The following is a 13,413-nucleotide window of genomic DNA, read 5'->3' on the forward strand; positions in this document are numbered from 1 at the left end:
GGCGCTGCGGGTTGTCCTGTATATACAGGTGTGGCAGGTCGCCTCAGACTGCGCCCGCTCCCGGCTGGCGAGGTCGCCCGCACCGATGTTCGTTGTTGTTCCGCCATTCACACCACAGGAGGGCCGCATGGCCAAGACCGTCTTCAAGATCGCATCGCTGGTGGCCGCGGCCGCCGCCCTCGCCTGCGCCGCAGGCACCGCCGCCGCGCAGGAGACGAAGATCGCGCTCGGCATGTCCGGCTGGACCGGCTTCGCCCCGCTCACGCTGGCCGACAAGGCCGGCATCTTCAAGAAGAACGGCCTGGACGTGGAGATCAAGATGATCCCGCAGAAAGACCGCCACCTCGCCCTGGCCTCCGGCGCCATCCAGTGCGCCGCCACCACCGTGGAGACGCATGTGGCCTGGAACGCCAATGGCGTGCCCATCGTGCAGATCTTCCAGATGGACAAGTCCTACGGCGCCGACGGCATCGCCGTGCGGGGCGACGTCAAGTCCTTCGCCGACCTCAAGGGCAAGACCATCGGCGTCGATGCGCCCGGTACTGCGCCCTACTTCGGCCTGGCCTGGATGCTGAGCAAGAACGGCATGACCTTGAAGGACGTGAAGACCGTGACGCTGGCGCCGCAGGCCGCCGCCCAGGCCTTCGTGGCTGGCCAGAACGACGCCGCCATGACCTACGAGCCCTACCTGTCGACGGTGCGCAACGCACCGCAGTCCGGCAAGATCCTCGCGACCACGCTCGACTACCCGATGGTGATGGACACCGTGGGCTGCGCGCCCACCTGGCTCAAGGCCAACGCCAAGGCGGCGCAGGCGCTCACCGCGTCGTACTTCGAGGCGCTGGAGATGATCAAGGCCGAGCCCGCCAAGGCCAACGAGATCATGGGTTCCGCCGTCAAGCAGACCGGCGAGGCCTTCGCCAATTCGTCCAAGTACCTGCGCTGGCAGGACAAGGCCGCCAACCAGAAGTTCTTCTCCGGCGAGCTGGAGCAGTTCATGAAGGAGTCGGTGCCCATCCTGCTGGAGGCCGGCGTGATCCGCAAGGCGCCCGAGGACCTCAAGGCCACCTACGACGCGTCGTACATCAAGTAAATGCCGTTGCGTGAGTCTGCCGCCGTGCCCCGCCGTTCCGTCATGACCCCGCTGGAGCCCGTCGGCCCGCGCACGCGCTGGTTGCTGGGCGTGGCCTTCTTCGTGCTCTTCGTGGCGGTGTGGGCCTTCTTCACGCTGGGCGGCTACGTGTCGCCCACCTTCCTGGCCAGCCCGGTCACGATGGTGAAGGAGGCGGTGCTGCTGTTCACCGAGTACGGCTTCATCGGCGACATCGGCATGACGGTGTGGCGGGTGTTCGGCGGCTTCCTGCTGGCCGCCGTCATCGCGGTGCCGCTGGGCATCCTGATGGGCGCCTACAAGCCGGTGGAGGCCTTCCTGGAGCCCTTCGTCTCCTTCTGCCGCTACCTGCCGGCCTCGGCCTTCATCCCGCTGCTGATCCTGTGGGCGGGCATCGGCGAGGCGCAGAAGCTGCTGGTGATCTTCATCGGCTCGGTGTTCCAGATCATCCTGATGGTGGCGGTGACGGTGGGCAGCGCCCGCAAGGACCTGGTCGAGGCCGCCTACACGCTGGGCGCGGGCGGCGGCGGCATCGTGCGGCGGGTGCTCATCCCGGGCGCGGCGCCGGGCATCGCCGAGACGCTGCGCCTGGTGCTGGGCTGGGCCTGGACCTACGTGATCGTGGCCGAGCTCATTGGCTCGTCCTCGGGCATCGGCCACATGATCACCGACAGCCAGGCGTTGCTGAACACCGGGCAGATCATCTTCGGCATCATCGTCATCGGCCTGATCGGGCTGGTGTCGGACTTCCTGTTCAAGGCCGTCAACCGTCGGCTGTTCGCCTGGGCTTCGCTATGAGCGGCAACATGCAAGAAGCCGGCGTGCAGCTGGCCATCCGCGGCGTCTCGCGCACCTTCACCGGCGCGCGGGGGCAGTCCACGCAGGCGCTGCTGCCGGTGGACTTCGACGTGCGCGAGAACGACTTCGTCACCATCCTCGGACCCTCGGGCTGCGGCAAGTCGACGCTGCTGCGCATCGTGGCGGGGCTGGACTTTCCCACCAGTGGCCAGGTGCTGCTGGACGGCCGGCCGGTGACGGGGCCGGGCGCGGATCGGGGCATGGTGTTCCAGAGCTACACGCTCTTTCCGTGGCTGGACATCGAGCAGAACATCCGCTTCGGCCTGCGCGAGCGCGGCATGGCCGAGGCCGAGCAGAAGGAGCGCGCGGCCTACTTCATCGCCAAGGTGGGGTTGCGCGGCTTCGAGCGGCACTATCCCAAGCAGCTGTCGGGCGGCATGCAGCAGCGCACGGCCATCGCGCGTGCGCTGGCCAACGACCCCAAGATGCTGCTGATGGACGAGCCCTTCGGTGCGCTGGACAACCAGACGCGGGTGCTGATGCAGGAGCTGCTGCTGGGCATTTGGGAGGCCGAGCGCAAGACGGTGCTGTTCGTCACCCACGACATCGACGAGGCGATCTTCATGGCCAACCGGGTGGCGGTGTTCAGCGCCCGGCCGGGCCGCATCAAGACCGAGATCGCGGTGGACTTGCCGCATCCGCGTCACTACACGCTCAAGACCACGCCGGAGTTCATGGCGCTCAAGGCGCAACTGACGGAAGAGATCCGGGCGGAGTCGATGGCGGCGGCGGAGCATTGAGCGATGTTGGTACGGCGCAGTCAGGGTGATGTCGGGGGCGGCGCGCGTAGCCTGGCCGCGCTGCTGCTGCTGCTTCGTCGCGCGCATGCTGTGATGGGGTTGGGTGGGGTCCTGACGGGTGCCTGGGGCGGCGCGCGGGGCCGGGGCCGGCTGCCGCGGGCTCATGGCGGGGTGGTCGGCTGCGCCGACTCCGCTGCGATGCTCGGCCGGGGCTCGCGTCGCAGAACTCGCTGCGCGCTGGCGCGCTCCGCTCAGACAACTGCGACGAGTCAGCGCACGAAGCACGCCTGTCCTTCGGCAGGCGCGCCTCGCCCCGGCCTGCGCTTCTCGCCACCCCGCAAATCGCCCGCGCCAGCCGGCCCCGGCCCCGCGCGCTGGGGACGCTGCGTCGGTATCGGGACCGGGGAACCGCACGCCCGGTTTTCTGACTGGGCTTCGGCTTCGGCTTCGGCTTCGGCTTCGGCCTGGCCTTGGGCTTTCACTCCTCTCCCCTCTGGGGAGAGGTTGGGTGAGGGGCCGCCCCTTGCCTCATTGACGCCCGACACTCACCAGCGCCGCAGGCCCTCACCCCAGCCCTCTCCCAGAGGGAGAGGGAGCAACAGCCAGCCGCGGCTGGATCGGCGTGCACGACCGCACCACCGAAGCACCGCTGCCCACGGGCTGCCGGCTGCTCTGGCGCGCAAGCCCGAATGCGCCCGGATCAACCCGCAAGCTCGCTTAGAAGCAGAAGCGCAGACCGCACGCAACCCAGGAGGCCGACCATGACCACAGCCTCCAGAACCAAGCGCCAAGCCGAAGCTGCACCACGCAACGCGGCTCCCTCCCCCAACCCGTCCCTCGCCCTCTACGAGCAGGTCAAGGAACACATCGTCCGCCGCATCCAGAGTGGCGAATGGCCCGCCGGCCACCGCCTGCCGTCGGAACACGAGCTGGTCGCGCAGTTCGGCATCTCGCGCATGACTGCCAACCGCGCCCTGCGCGAACTGGTGGACGAAGGCCGCGTCAAGCGCGTGGCCGGCGTGGGCAGCTTCGTCGCCGAGACCAAGCCGCAGTCCACCCTGCTGCAGATCGCCAACATCGCCAGCGAGATCCGCGGCCGCGGCCACGACTACGGCTTCGAACTGCTGGCGGCCGAGCGCATCGCCGCACCCGCCGACATCGCCGCCTGGCTGGACGTGCGCCTGGGCGAATCGCTCTTCCACTGCCTCTGCCTGCATCTGGAGAACGGCATCCCCGTGCAGCTGGAGGACCGCTGGGTCAGCCCGCGCATGGTGCCGGCCTTCCTCGACCAGGACTTCTCGCTGATGCCGCCCAGCGAATACCTGGTGCGCCACGTGCCCTTCGACCAGATCGAGCACCTGGTCGACGCCGTGCTGCCCTCGCCCGAGCAGGCCGCGCGCCTGGCCATGGACGCGGGCGAGCCCTGCCTGCTGCTCAGCCGCCGTACGTGGTCGCGCGGCACGCCCATCACGCTGGTGCGCTGCCTGCATCCGGCCTCGCGCTACCGGCTGGGCAGTCGCTTCCGCGCCGACGGCAATCCCGGCTGGGGCTGACGGCCCCGCGCTCCCGCTTCGCTTTCGCACGTCACAACCTGTATAGACAACTTGCCATGACCACCCTGCTGACCCTCCATCCCGGCCAGGTCGACCTGGCCAGCCTGCGCCGCATCCACCAGGGCGGCCTGACGCTCGCGCTGGACGAAGGCGTGCGCTCCGGCATGCAGGCCGCGCAGGACGCCGTGCAGCGCATCGTGGACCACGACGACGTGGTCTACGGCATCAACACCGGCTTCGGCAAGCTGGCCAGCACCAGGATCGACCACGATCACCTGGCCGAGCTGCAGCGCAACCTGGTGCTGTCGCACAGCGTGGGGACCGGCGAGCCGCTGGCGGCCGAGGTCGTGCGGCTGGTGATCGCCACCAAGGCCGTGAGCCTGGCGCGCGGGCATTCCGGCGTGCGGCCGGCGCTGGTCGACGCGCTGCTGGCCCTGTTCAATGCCGGCGTCACGCCGCTGATCCCGGCCAAGGGCTCGGTCGGCGCCTCGGGCGACCTGGCGCCGCTGGCGCACCTGGCCTGCGTGCTCATCGGCGAAGGCCAGGCGCGTCTCTTGGACGGCCGCGTCGTCGGCGGTGCGCAAGCCATGCGCAGCATCGGGCTCGAACCCTTCGTGCTCGGCCCCAAGGAGGGGCTGGCGCTGCTCAACGGCACGCAGGTCTCGACGGCACTGGCGCTGGCGGGGCTCTTCGGCGCGGAGAGGGTCTTCGCCTCGGCGCTGATGTCAGGCGCACTCTCGCTGGAGGCCATCCAGGGCTCGATCAAGCCCTTCGATGCCCGCATCCATGCCGCGCGCGGCCAGCCGGGACAGATCGCCGTGGCCGCCGCGGTGCGCACGCTGCTGGAGGGCAGCGACATCATCCCCAGCCATGCCGACTGCGGCCGGGTGCAGGACCCGTATTCCATCCGCTGCATCCCGCAGGTCATGGGCGCCTGCCTGGACAACCTGACGCATGCCGCCCGCGTGCTGGTGACCGAGGCCAATGCCGCCTCCGACAATCCGCTGGTCTTCTGCGACACCGGCGAGGTCATCTCCGGCGGCAACTTCCATGCGGAGCCGGTGGCCTTCGCGGCCGACATCATCGCGCTGGCCGTGGCCGAGATCGGCGCCATCGCCGAGCGCCGCATCGCGCTGCTGCTGGACTCGGGCCTCTCGGGCCTGCCGCCCTTCCTGGTGCGCGACGGCGGGCTCAACTCCGGCTTCATGATCGCGCAGGTCACGGCCGCGGCCCTGGCCTCGGAGAACAAGTCGCTCGCCCATCCCGCCAGTGTGGACAGCCTGCCCACCTCGGCCAACCAGGAGGACCATGTGTCCATGGCGACCTTCGCGGCACGCCGGCTGGGCGAGATGGTGAACAACACCGCGGTGGTGATCGGCATCGAGGCCATGGCCGCCGCGCAGGGGATAGAACTGAAGCGCACCGAGACCACGCCACGCAGTTCTGCGGTCATCGAAGCCGAGATCGCCCGCATCCGCTGCCAGGTCGCCTTCGTCGAGCGCGACCGCTATCTGGCGCCCGACATCGAGGCCATGCGCCAGTGGGCGCTGGCCGCCGAACTGCCCGCCCCGCTGCTGACGCTGCTACCCAGCCACATCGCCTGAACCGCACGATCGACCGACACACCGACCTTCCAAGGAGCACCGCCATGAACGCCCCCGAGAACTTCATCGCCCGCACCGCCACGGCCCTCGCCGACCCGCGCGTGGACCCCAGCCGCGTCGTGCGCGCGCCGCGCGGCACCGACCTGTCGTGCAGGAACTGGCTGATCGAAGCGCCCTTCCGCATGCTGCAGAACAACCTCGACCCCGAGGTGGCCGAGAACCCGCAGGCCCTGGTGGTCTACGGCGGCATCGGCCGCGCGGCGCGCAACTGGGAATGCTTCGACGCCATCCTCGAATCGCTCAAGAAGCTGGGCGAGGACGAGACGCTGCTGGTGCAGTCCGGCAAGCCGGTGGGCGTGTTCAAGACCCATGCGGACGCGCCGCGGGTGCTGATCGCCAACTCCAACCTGGTGCCCAAGTGGGGCCACTGGGAGCACTTCCACGAGCTGGACCGCAAGGGCCTCTTCATGTACGGCCAGATGACTGCCGGAAGCTGGATCTACATCGGCAGCCAGGGCATCGTGCAGGGCACCTTCGAGACCTTCGTCGAAGCCGGGCGGCAGCACTACGGCAACGACCTGTCGGGCAAGTGGATCCTGACGGCCGGGCTCGGCGGCATGGGCGGCGCGCAGCCGCTGGCGGCCACGCTGGCGGGCGCCTGCTCGCTCACCATCGAATGCCAGCAGACGAGCATCGACTTCCGCCTGCGCACCCGCTACGTGGACAAGCAGGCGAAGGACATCGACGACGCCTTGGCTCTGATCGCGCACCACACCGCGAAGAAGGAGGCCGTCTCCATCGCGCTGCTCGGCAATGCGGCCGAGGTGCTGCCCGAGCTGGTGCGCCGCGCCAAGGCCGGCGGCCCCAAGCCCGACCTGGTCACCGACCAGACCTCGGCGCATGACCTGATCAACGGCTACCTGCCGGTGGGCTGGAGCGTGCCGCAATGGCGTGCCGCGTCGCAGGACCCGGCGCGCCATGCCGAACTCAAGCAGGCCGCCGCCGATGGCTGCGCCGTGCATGTGCAGGCCATGCTGGACTTCCAGGCCATGGGCATCCCGACGGTCGACTACGGCAACAACATCCGCCAGGTCGCCTTCGACCAGGGCGTGAAGAACGCCTTCGACTTCCCCGGCTTCGTGCCCGCCTACATCCGGCCGCTGTTCTGCGAGGGCAAGGGCCCCTTCCGCTGGGTGGCGCTGTCGGGCGACCCGGAGGACATCTACAGGACCGACGCCAAGATCAAGGAGCTCTTCCCCGACAACAGGCACACCCACCGCTGGCTGGACATGGCGCGCGAGCGCATCGCCTTCCAGGGCCTGCCCGCGCGCATCTGCTGGCTGGGCCTGGGCGAGCGCCACATCGCCGGCCTGGCCTTCAACGAGATGGTGCGAAAGGGCGAGCTCAAGGCCCCCATCGTCATCGGCCGCGACCACCTGGACACCGGCTCGGTGGCCAGCCCCAACCGCGAGACCGAAGGCATGAAGGACGGCACCGATGCGGTGAGCGACTGGCCGCTGCTCAACGCGCTGCTCAACACCGCGGGCGGCGCCACCTGGGTCAGCCTGCATCATGGCGGCGGTGTCGGCATGGGCTATTCGCAGCATGCCGGCATGGTGATCGTGTGCGACGGCACCGAAGCCGCCGAGCGCCGCCTGGCCCGCGTGCTGGTCAACGACTGCGCCTCGGGCGTGATGCGCCACGCGGACGCCGGCTACGAGCTGGCGGTGGCCACCGCGAAGAAATTCGGGCTCAACCTGCCGATGGTGCGCTGAGCGGCTCGCGCGCTCCAGCGCGCGGGAAGAAAGAAGGCGCCACAAAAACCGCTGCCCAGTCCCACCGCGTGGGACCGGGTGGTGCACATCGCGATGGCTTTTTTTGATACTGGACGGATGGCCTCGCCTGCGCCCCCCGTTGCTGCTGCCGCCGTTCCTGCCGCCGACCGCGTGCTGCAGGTGCTGGCCGTGCTGGCGCGGCAGGGCCGGCCGCTCACCGCGGCCGAGCTGATCGCCCACACCGGCCTGACGCGCAGCACCCTCTATCGGCAGCTGGCGCGCCTGCGCCGCTGGGGCTTCGTGATCGAGCGCGAAGGCAGCTATGCCCCGGGGCCGCTCAGCCTGCAGATGGCGCTGGGCTTCGACCTGGCGTCCGAGCTCATGCGCCAGGCGCGGCCCACCATGGAAGAGCTGGCCCGCCAGTCCCATGAAAGCGTGGGCCTCATCGTCGCCGTCAACGACCAGGCCATCTGCCTGGACATGGTCGAGAGCCACCAGTCGCTGCGCTGCTCCTTCGAGAAGGGCCGCAGCGTGCCGCTGCGCGCGGGCGCCTCGGCCAAGTGCCTGCTGGCGCACCTGGCGCCCTCCGCGCGGGCCGCCGTGCTCGACGCGCAGTACGGCGCCGGCACCGCCGAACGCGCCGCGGCCGAAGCCGAGCTGGACACCATCCGCCAGACCGGTCATGCCCTGAGCGCCGGCGAAGTGGACGACGGCGTCTGGGGCTGCAGCGTGCCGCTGATGGGCGCCTCGCACCAGGCGGCCGGCGTGCTGACGCTGATGGCCCCGATCCTGCGTGCACGGCACCAGGAGGCCGCGCTCGTGCAGATGACCGTGGTGGCGGGCGCCCGCATCTCGCGGCGGCTGCTGCTGCATTGAGCGGGACCGCACCGCCAGCCAGCCCGCTCCCTTCTTTCTTGCGCCTTCCGTTCTTCTCCCTTCCAACGTTCCCGGAGTGATCCCATGATGTCCCGCCCCCTGCCCCGCCGCCTGCTGCTCGCCCTCGTCGGCACCCTCGCCCTGGCCGGCACCGCCGCCCATGCCGCCGAGCCGCTGCGCGTGGCCACCGATGCCACCTTCCCGCCGATGGAATACATCGAGAACGGCAAGCGCACCGGCTTCGACACCGAGATGGTCGAGGCCATCGGCAAGCAGCTGGGCCGGCCCGTCGAGTGGATCGACATCGACTTCAAGGGCCTGATCCCGGCCCTGGTCTCGCGCCGCGCCGACATGGCCGTCTCGGCCATCTACATCACCGACGAGCGCCGCAAGGTGGTCGACTTCACCGTGCCCTACTACGCCGGCGGCCTGGTGGTGATGACCAAGGCCGACAACACCACCGTCAGGTCGCCCGCCGACCTGGCCGGCCGCAAGGTGAGTGTGCAGGTGGGCACCAAGTCGGTGAGCTTCCTCAAGGAGAAGTACCCGCAGGCCCAGCTGCTCGAGGTCGAGAAGAACCAGGAGATGTTCAACCTGGTGGAAGTCGGCCGCACCGACGCCGCCGTCACCGGCAAGCCCGCCGCCTACCAGTACGTGCGCACCCGGCCGGGCCTGAAGGTGATGCCCGAGCAGCTGACCACCGAGGAATACGGCATGGCCATCCGCAAGGACACGCCCGAGCTCACGAAGGCCGTGAACGACGCGCTCGCCAGGATGAAGGCCGATGGCTCTTATGCCGCCATCGTCCAGAAGTGGTTCCCTGCGTCGAAGTAATGCACGGCTGACCCCAGGACGCAATGATGGATCTGGACTTCTCGCCGGTCTGGGCCGGATGGCCCGACCTGCTGCGCGGCACGTTGGTGACGGTGGAGATCACCGCCTGCGCGCTGCTGCTGGGCTGCGTGCTGGGCCTGGCGGTGGGCATCGGCCGGCTGCGGCCGCAGCGCCGCTGGCTCTACAGCGTGTGCACCGCCTATGTGGCCGTGATCCGCGGCACGCCGCTGCTGGTGCAGCTGTTCATCCTGTTCTTCGGGCTGCCGCATTTCGGGCTGCTGTTGCCGGCCTTCCTGTGCGGCGTGCTGGGCCTGGGCGTGTACAGCGGCGCCTATGTGTCGGAGATCGTGCGCGGTGCCATCCAGTCCATCGACCGCGGCCAGACCATGGCCGCCCAGTCCCTGGGCATGACGCCGGGCCAGGCCATGCGCCACATCATCCTGCCGCAGGCGGTGGTGCGCATGATCCCGCCGCTGGGCAACGAGTTCATCGCGCTCATCAAGAACTCGGCCCTGGTCTCGCTGCTGACCATCCACGACGTGATGCACGAGGGCCAGAAGATCATCAGCGTGTCCTACCGCTCGCTGGAGGTGTACCTGGCCATCGCGGCCGTGTACTTCGCCCTCACCGGCACGGTGACGCTGGTGCTGCGCCACTTCGAACGCCGGCTGCGTCAAGGCGGCCTGGTGCATTGAAGTGACACCCGCCCACGGAGACATCGCCATGACGACCCTGCACCGCTTCGACCTCGACCGGCTCCCGGCGACGCCCTGGAAGAACGGCGGCGGCCGCACGCGCGAGATCGCCTGCTGGCCGCCCGGCGCCGGGCTGGAGGACTTCGGCTGGCGCTGCTCGGTGGCGACCGTGGATGCCGATGGCCCCTTCTCCACCTTCGCCGGCATCGACCGCCGCATCCTGCTGCTGGCGGGCAACGGCCTGCACCTGACCGGCGAGGGCATCGACCACCGGCTGGACGTGCCGCTGCAGCCCTTCGCCTTTGCCGGCGAGGCGGCCATCGCCTGCAGTCGGCTGGGCAGCACCTCGACCGACTTCAACCTGATGACGCGGCGCGGCCGCTGGCAGGCCGAGCTGACGGTGCACGACCATGCGGTGCGCCTGGCCGGCGCGCCGCACGGGCTGCTGCTGGCGGTCTCGGGCACCTGGCGCACCGGCACCGCAGCGCCGCTGGAAGCGGGCCAAGGCCTCTGGTGGGCCGATGTCGCGGGCCCCGCGGAGGCGGTGCCTGACACAGAGGGCGGCGAGGCGCGCCTGATCGCCATCCGCCTGATGCCGCTATGACCGCCCTGCCCTTCTCCCAACGCCCCAGCGCCGACGGCCTGTGGACCGGCCTGCGCGGCAGCGACGGCCAGCCGCTGGCGCTGACCGTGGCAGATGGCCGCATCGTGTGGCGAGGCACCCCCGATGCGCTGCCGCCCGGCGCGGACGCCCTGCCCCGCCACGACGGCGGCGGCGCGCTGGTCACGCCGGGCCTCATCGACTGCCACACGCACCTGGTCTACGGCGGCCAGCGGGCCAACGAATTCGCCATGCGCCTGGCCGGCGCCAGCTACGAAGAGGTGGCGCGCGCCGGTGGCGGCATCGTCTCCACGGTGCGGGCCACGCGTGAGGCCAGCGAGGACGCGCTGTTCGAATCCGCCAGCGCCCGCCTTGCGTCGTTGCTGGCCGAGGGCGTGTGCGCCATCGAGATCAAGTCCGGCTACGGCCTCGCCTTGGAGCACGAGCGCAAGCAGCTGCGCGTGGCCCGCCGCCTGGCCGCCGCCCATGGCGTGACGGTGCGCACCACCTTCCTCGGCGCCCACGCGCTGCCGCCCGAATACGCGGGCCGCAGCAGCGACTACATCGACCTCGTCTGCCGCGAGATGCTGCCCGCGCTGCATGCCGAAGGCCTGGTGGACGCGGTGGACGTGTTCTGCGAGCGCATCGCCTTCTCGCTCGAAGAGACCGAGCGCGTGTTCCAGGCCGCAAAGGCGCTGGGCCTGCCGGTCAAGCTGCATGCTGAGCAGCTCAGCGATATGGGCGGCGCGTCCCTGGCGGCACGCTACGGCGCCCTCTCCTGCGACCACATCGAGCACCTGTCGCCCGCCGGCATCGCGGCCATGGCGCAGGCCGGCACCGTGGCCGTGCTGCTGCCCGGCGCCTACTACACGCTGCGCGACACGCAGCTGCCGCCCATCGCCGGCCTGCGCGCGGCCGGCGTGCCCATGGCCGTCTCTACCGACCACAACCCGGGCACCTCGCCCTGCCTGAGCCTGCTCCTGATGATGAACATGGCCTGCACCCTGTTCCGCCTGACGGTGCCCGAGGCGCTGGCGGGCGTCACCACCCATGCCGCGCGGGCGCTGGGCATTTCGGCCACGCATGGCGAACTGGCCGTCGGCCGCGCCGCCGACTTCGTGCTGTGGAACGTGCAGGAGGCCGCCGAGCTGGCCTACTGGTTCGGCCAGCGGCCCGTGCGTTGCGTCATCCGCCAGGGCAGGATCGCGGAGGGCGCGCTTTGAGCGCCGGGAGCCTCTTCGCCGATCACGCCCTGCTGCCTGGCGGCTGGGCGCGCGACGTGCGCCTGGACTGGGACGCCGCCGGCCGCCTCACCGCCGTCCAGCCCGGCGCCTCCGCCGAGCCCGGCATGCCGCGTGCCGAAGGCCCGCTGTTGCCCGGCATGCCCAACCTGCATTCGCATGCCTTCCAGCGCGGCATGGCGGGCCTGACCGAGTACCGCGCCGAGGCGCAGGACAGCTTCTGGAGCTGGCGCAGCCTCATGTACCGCTTCGCGCTGCGGCTGAGCCCTTCGCAGCTGGAAGCCATCGCCTTCGGCCTCTACGTCGACATGCTGGAGGCCGGCTACACGGCGGTGTGCGAGTTCCACTACGTGCACCACGACACCGACGGCCATCCCTACGCCGACGATGCCGAGCTGGCCCGCGCCCTGCTGCGCGCCGCCGAGCGTGCGGGCATCGGCCTGACGCTGCTGCCGGTGCTCTACCAGACCAGCGGCTTCGGCGGCGCCGCGCCGGCCGAAGGCCAGCGCCGGTTCATCCGCAGCACCGCGTCGATGCTGCGGCTGCTCGAAACGCTGCGTCCGGCTTGTGAAGCCCAGGGCGCGCGCCTGGGCCTGGCGCCGCATTCGCTGCGCGCCGTGCCGCCCGAGGCGCTGCGCGACGCGCTGGCCGGCCTGGCCGCGCAGGACGCGACCGCGCCCATCCACATCCACATCGCCGAGCAGACCAAGGAGGTGGAGGACTGCGTCGCCTGGAGCGGCCAGCGCCCCGTCGCCTGGCTTCTGGACCATGCGCCGGTCGATGCCCGCTGGTGCCTGGTGCATGCCACGCACATGGACGCCGACGAATACTGTCGCGCCGCCGCCACCGGCGCGGTGGCGGGCCTGTGCCCCACCACCGAGGCCAACCTGGGCGACGGCCTGTTCGACCTGCCGCGGTGGACCGCCGGTGGCGGCGACGGAGAACCGGACCCCGCTGCCCGGCAGGGTGCGTCCTCGACGGCCTCCGGCGCCGGCAGGCGGCCCGGCGGCGGCGCCTGGGGCATCGGCTCCGACAGCCATGCCTGCGTCGATGCGGCGGAGGAGCTGCTGATGCTGGAGTACGGCCAGCGCCTGCTGCGCCGCCAGCGCAACGTGGCCGCCACCGCGGCGCAGCCCGATGTGGCCACCGCCCTATGGCTGTCGGGCGTGGGCGGCGGCGCACAGGCGTCGGGCCGCGCGCTCGGTGGCCTGGCCGTGGGCCAGCAGGCGGACATGCTCGTGCTCGACGCGGCCCATCCGGTGCTGGCCGGGCTGGAGGCGCCGCAGATGCTGTCGGCCCATGTCTTCGCCGCCGGCCGCCAGCGCCCGCTCGCGCAGGCGTACGTGGCCGGCCGCAAGACGGTCGATGCCGGCCGCCATCCGCTGCGCGCCGAGGCCCAGCGGGCGTTCGTCCAGGCCCGGCGCGAACTGCTGGCCGGTGGGGCCTGAGCGCCGGCTCTGCCGCACCGGAGCTCGGCCCATGAGCGCGCCCGAACCCCTTTCCTTTTCGGTGCCGTGCCCCCGCG

At 70.7% G+C, this 13,413-nt stretch carries 12 protein-coding genes; all 12 read left to right on the forward strand.

Annotated elements, in window-relative coordinates; all coding sequences use genetic code 11:
• The first annotated feature begins 127 nt into the window (after positions 1 to 127).
• The gene (locus KBC94_RS03410) at positions 128 to 1,093 is read left to right on the forward strand and encodes an ABC transporter substrate-binding protein (RefSeq protein WP_294366324.1); all 966 of its coding nucleotides are present in this window, start codon (positions 128 to 130) and stop codon (positions 1,091 to 1,093) included.
• Positions 1,094 to 1,909, forward strand: a complete 816-nt coding sequence (locus KBC94_RS03415) for an ABC transporter permease (RefSeq protein WP_294366325.1) — start codon at positions 1,094 to 1,096, stop codon at positions 1,907 to 1,909. It begins immediately after the preceding gene.
• A gap of 8 nt (positions 1,910 to 1,917) precedes the next feature.
• Positions 1,918 to 2,709, forward strand: a complete 792-nt coding sequence (locus KBC94_RS03420; RefSeq protein ID WP_294366327.1) for an ABC transporter ATP-binding protein — start codon at positions 1,918 to 1,920, stop codon at positions 2,707 to 2,709.
• Positions 2,710 to 3,470: 761 nt separating this feature from the next.
• Positions 3,471 to 4,262, forward strand: coding sequence for a histidine utilization repressor (hutC, locus tag KBC94_RS03425; RefSeq protein ID WP_294366329.1), 792 nt, complete (start codon positions 3,471 to 3,473; stop codon positions 4,260 to 4,262).
• 56 nt (positions 4,263 to 4,318) lie between these two features.
• The gene (gene hutH / locus KBC94_RS03430; protein WP_294366332.1) at positions 4,319 to 5,866 is read left to right on the forward strand and encodes a histidine ammonia-lyase; all 1,548 of its coding nucleotides are present in this window, start codon (positions 4,319 to 4,321) and stop codon (positions 5,864 to 5,866) included.
• Positions 5,867 to 5,910: 44 nt separating this feature from the next.
• Positions 5,911 to 7,641, forward strand: coding sequence for a urocanate hydratase (gene hutU / locus KBC94_RS03435; RefSeq protein ID WP_294366333.1), 1,731 nt, complete (start codon positions 5,911 to 5,913; stop codon positions 7,639 to 7,641).
• A gap of 117 nt (positions 7,642 to 7,758) precedes the next feature.
• Positions 7,759 to 8,517: an IclR family transcriptional regulator gene (locus KBC94_RS03440; protein WP_294366335.1), complete on the forward strand. Its 759-nt coding sequence runs from the start codon at positions 7,759 to 7,761 to the stop codon at positions 8,515 to 8,517.
• Positions 8,518 to 8,601: 84 nt separating this feature from the next.
• Positions 8,602 to 9,351, forward strand: coding sequence for a transporter substrate-binding domain-containing protein (locus KBC94_RS03445; protein ID WP_294366337.1), 750 nt, complete (start codon positions 8,602 to 8,604; stop codon positions 9,349 to 9,351).
• 26 nt (positions 9,352 to 9,377) lie between these two features.
• Positions 9,378 to 10,046, forward strand: a complete 669-nt coding sequence (locus KBC94_RS03450) for an amino acid ABC transporter permease (protein ID WP_294366338.1) — start codon at positions 9,378 to 9,380, stop codon at positions 10,044 to 10,046.
• Between the two features lie 28 nt (positions 10,047 to 10,074).
• The gene (locus tag KBC94_RS03455; RefSeq protein ID WP_294366340.1) at positions 10,075 to 10,650 is read left to right on the forward strand and encodes a HutD family protein; all 576 of its coding nucleotides are present in this window, start codon (positions 10,075 to 10,077) and stop codon (positions 10,648 to 10,650) included.
• The gene (hutI, locus tag KBC94_RS03460) at positions 10,647 to 11,870 is read left to right on the forward strand and encodes an imidazolonepropionase (RefSeq protein ID WP_294366341.1); all 1,224 of its coding nucleotides are present in this window, start codon (positions 10,647 to 10,649) and stop codon (positions 11,868 to 11,870) included. The genes KBC94_RS03455 and hutI overlap by 4 nt, the downstream gene beginning before the upstream one ends.
• Positions 11,867 to 13,336 (forward strand): formimidoylglutamate deiminase, encoded by a 1,470-nt coding sequence (locus KBC94_RS03465; RefSeq protein ID WP_294366343.1) that lies wholly within the window; start codon positions 11,867 to 11,869, stop codon positions 13,334 to 13,336. Before hutI ends, KBC94_RS03465 begins: the two co-directional genes overlap by 4 nt.
• Positions 13,337 to 13,413: the final 77 nt, after the last annotated feature.

Source organism: Pseudacidovorax sp., from assembly GCF_017991995.1.
GTDB lineage: Bacteria > Pseudomonadota > Gammaproteobacteria > Burkholderiales > Burkholderiaceae_C > Xenophilus.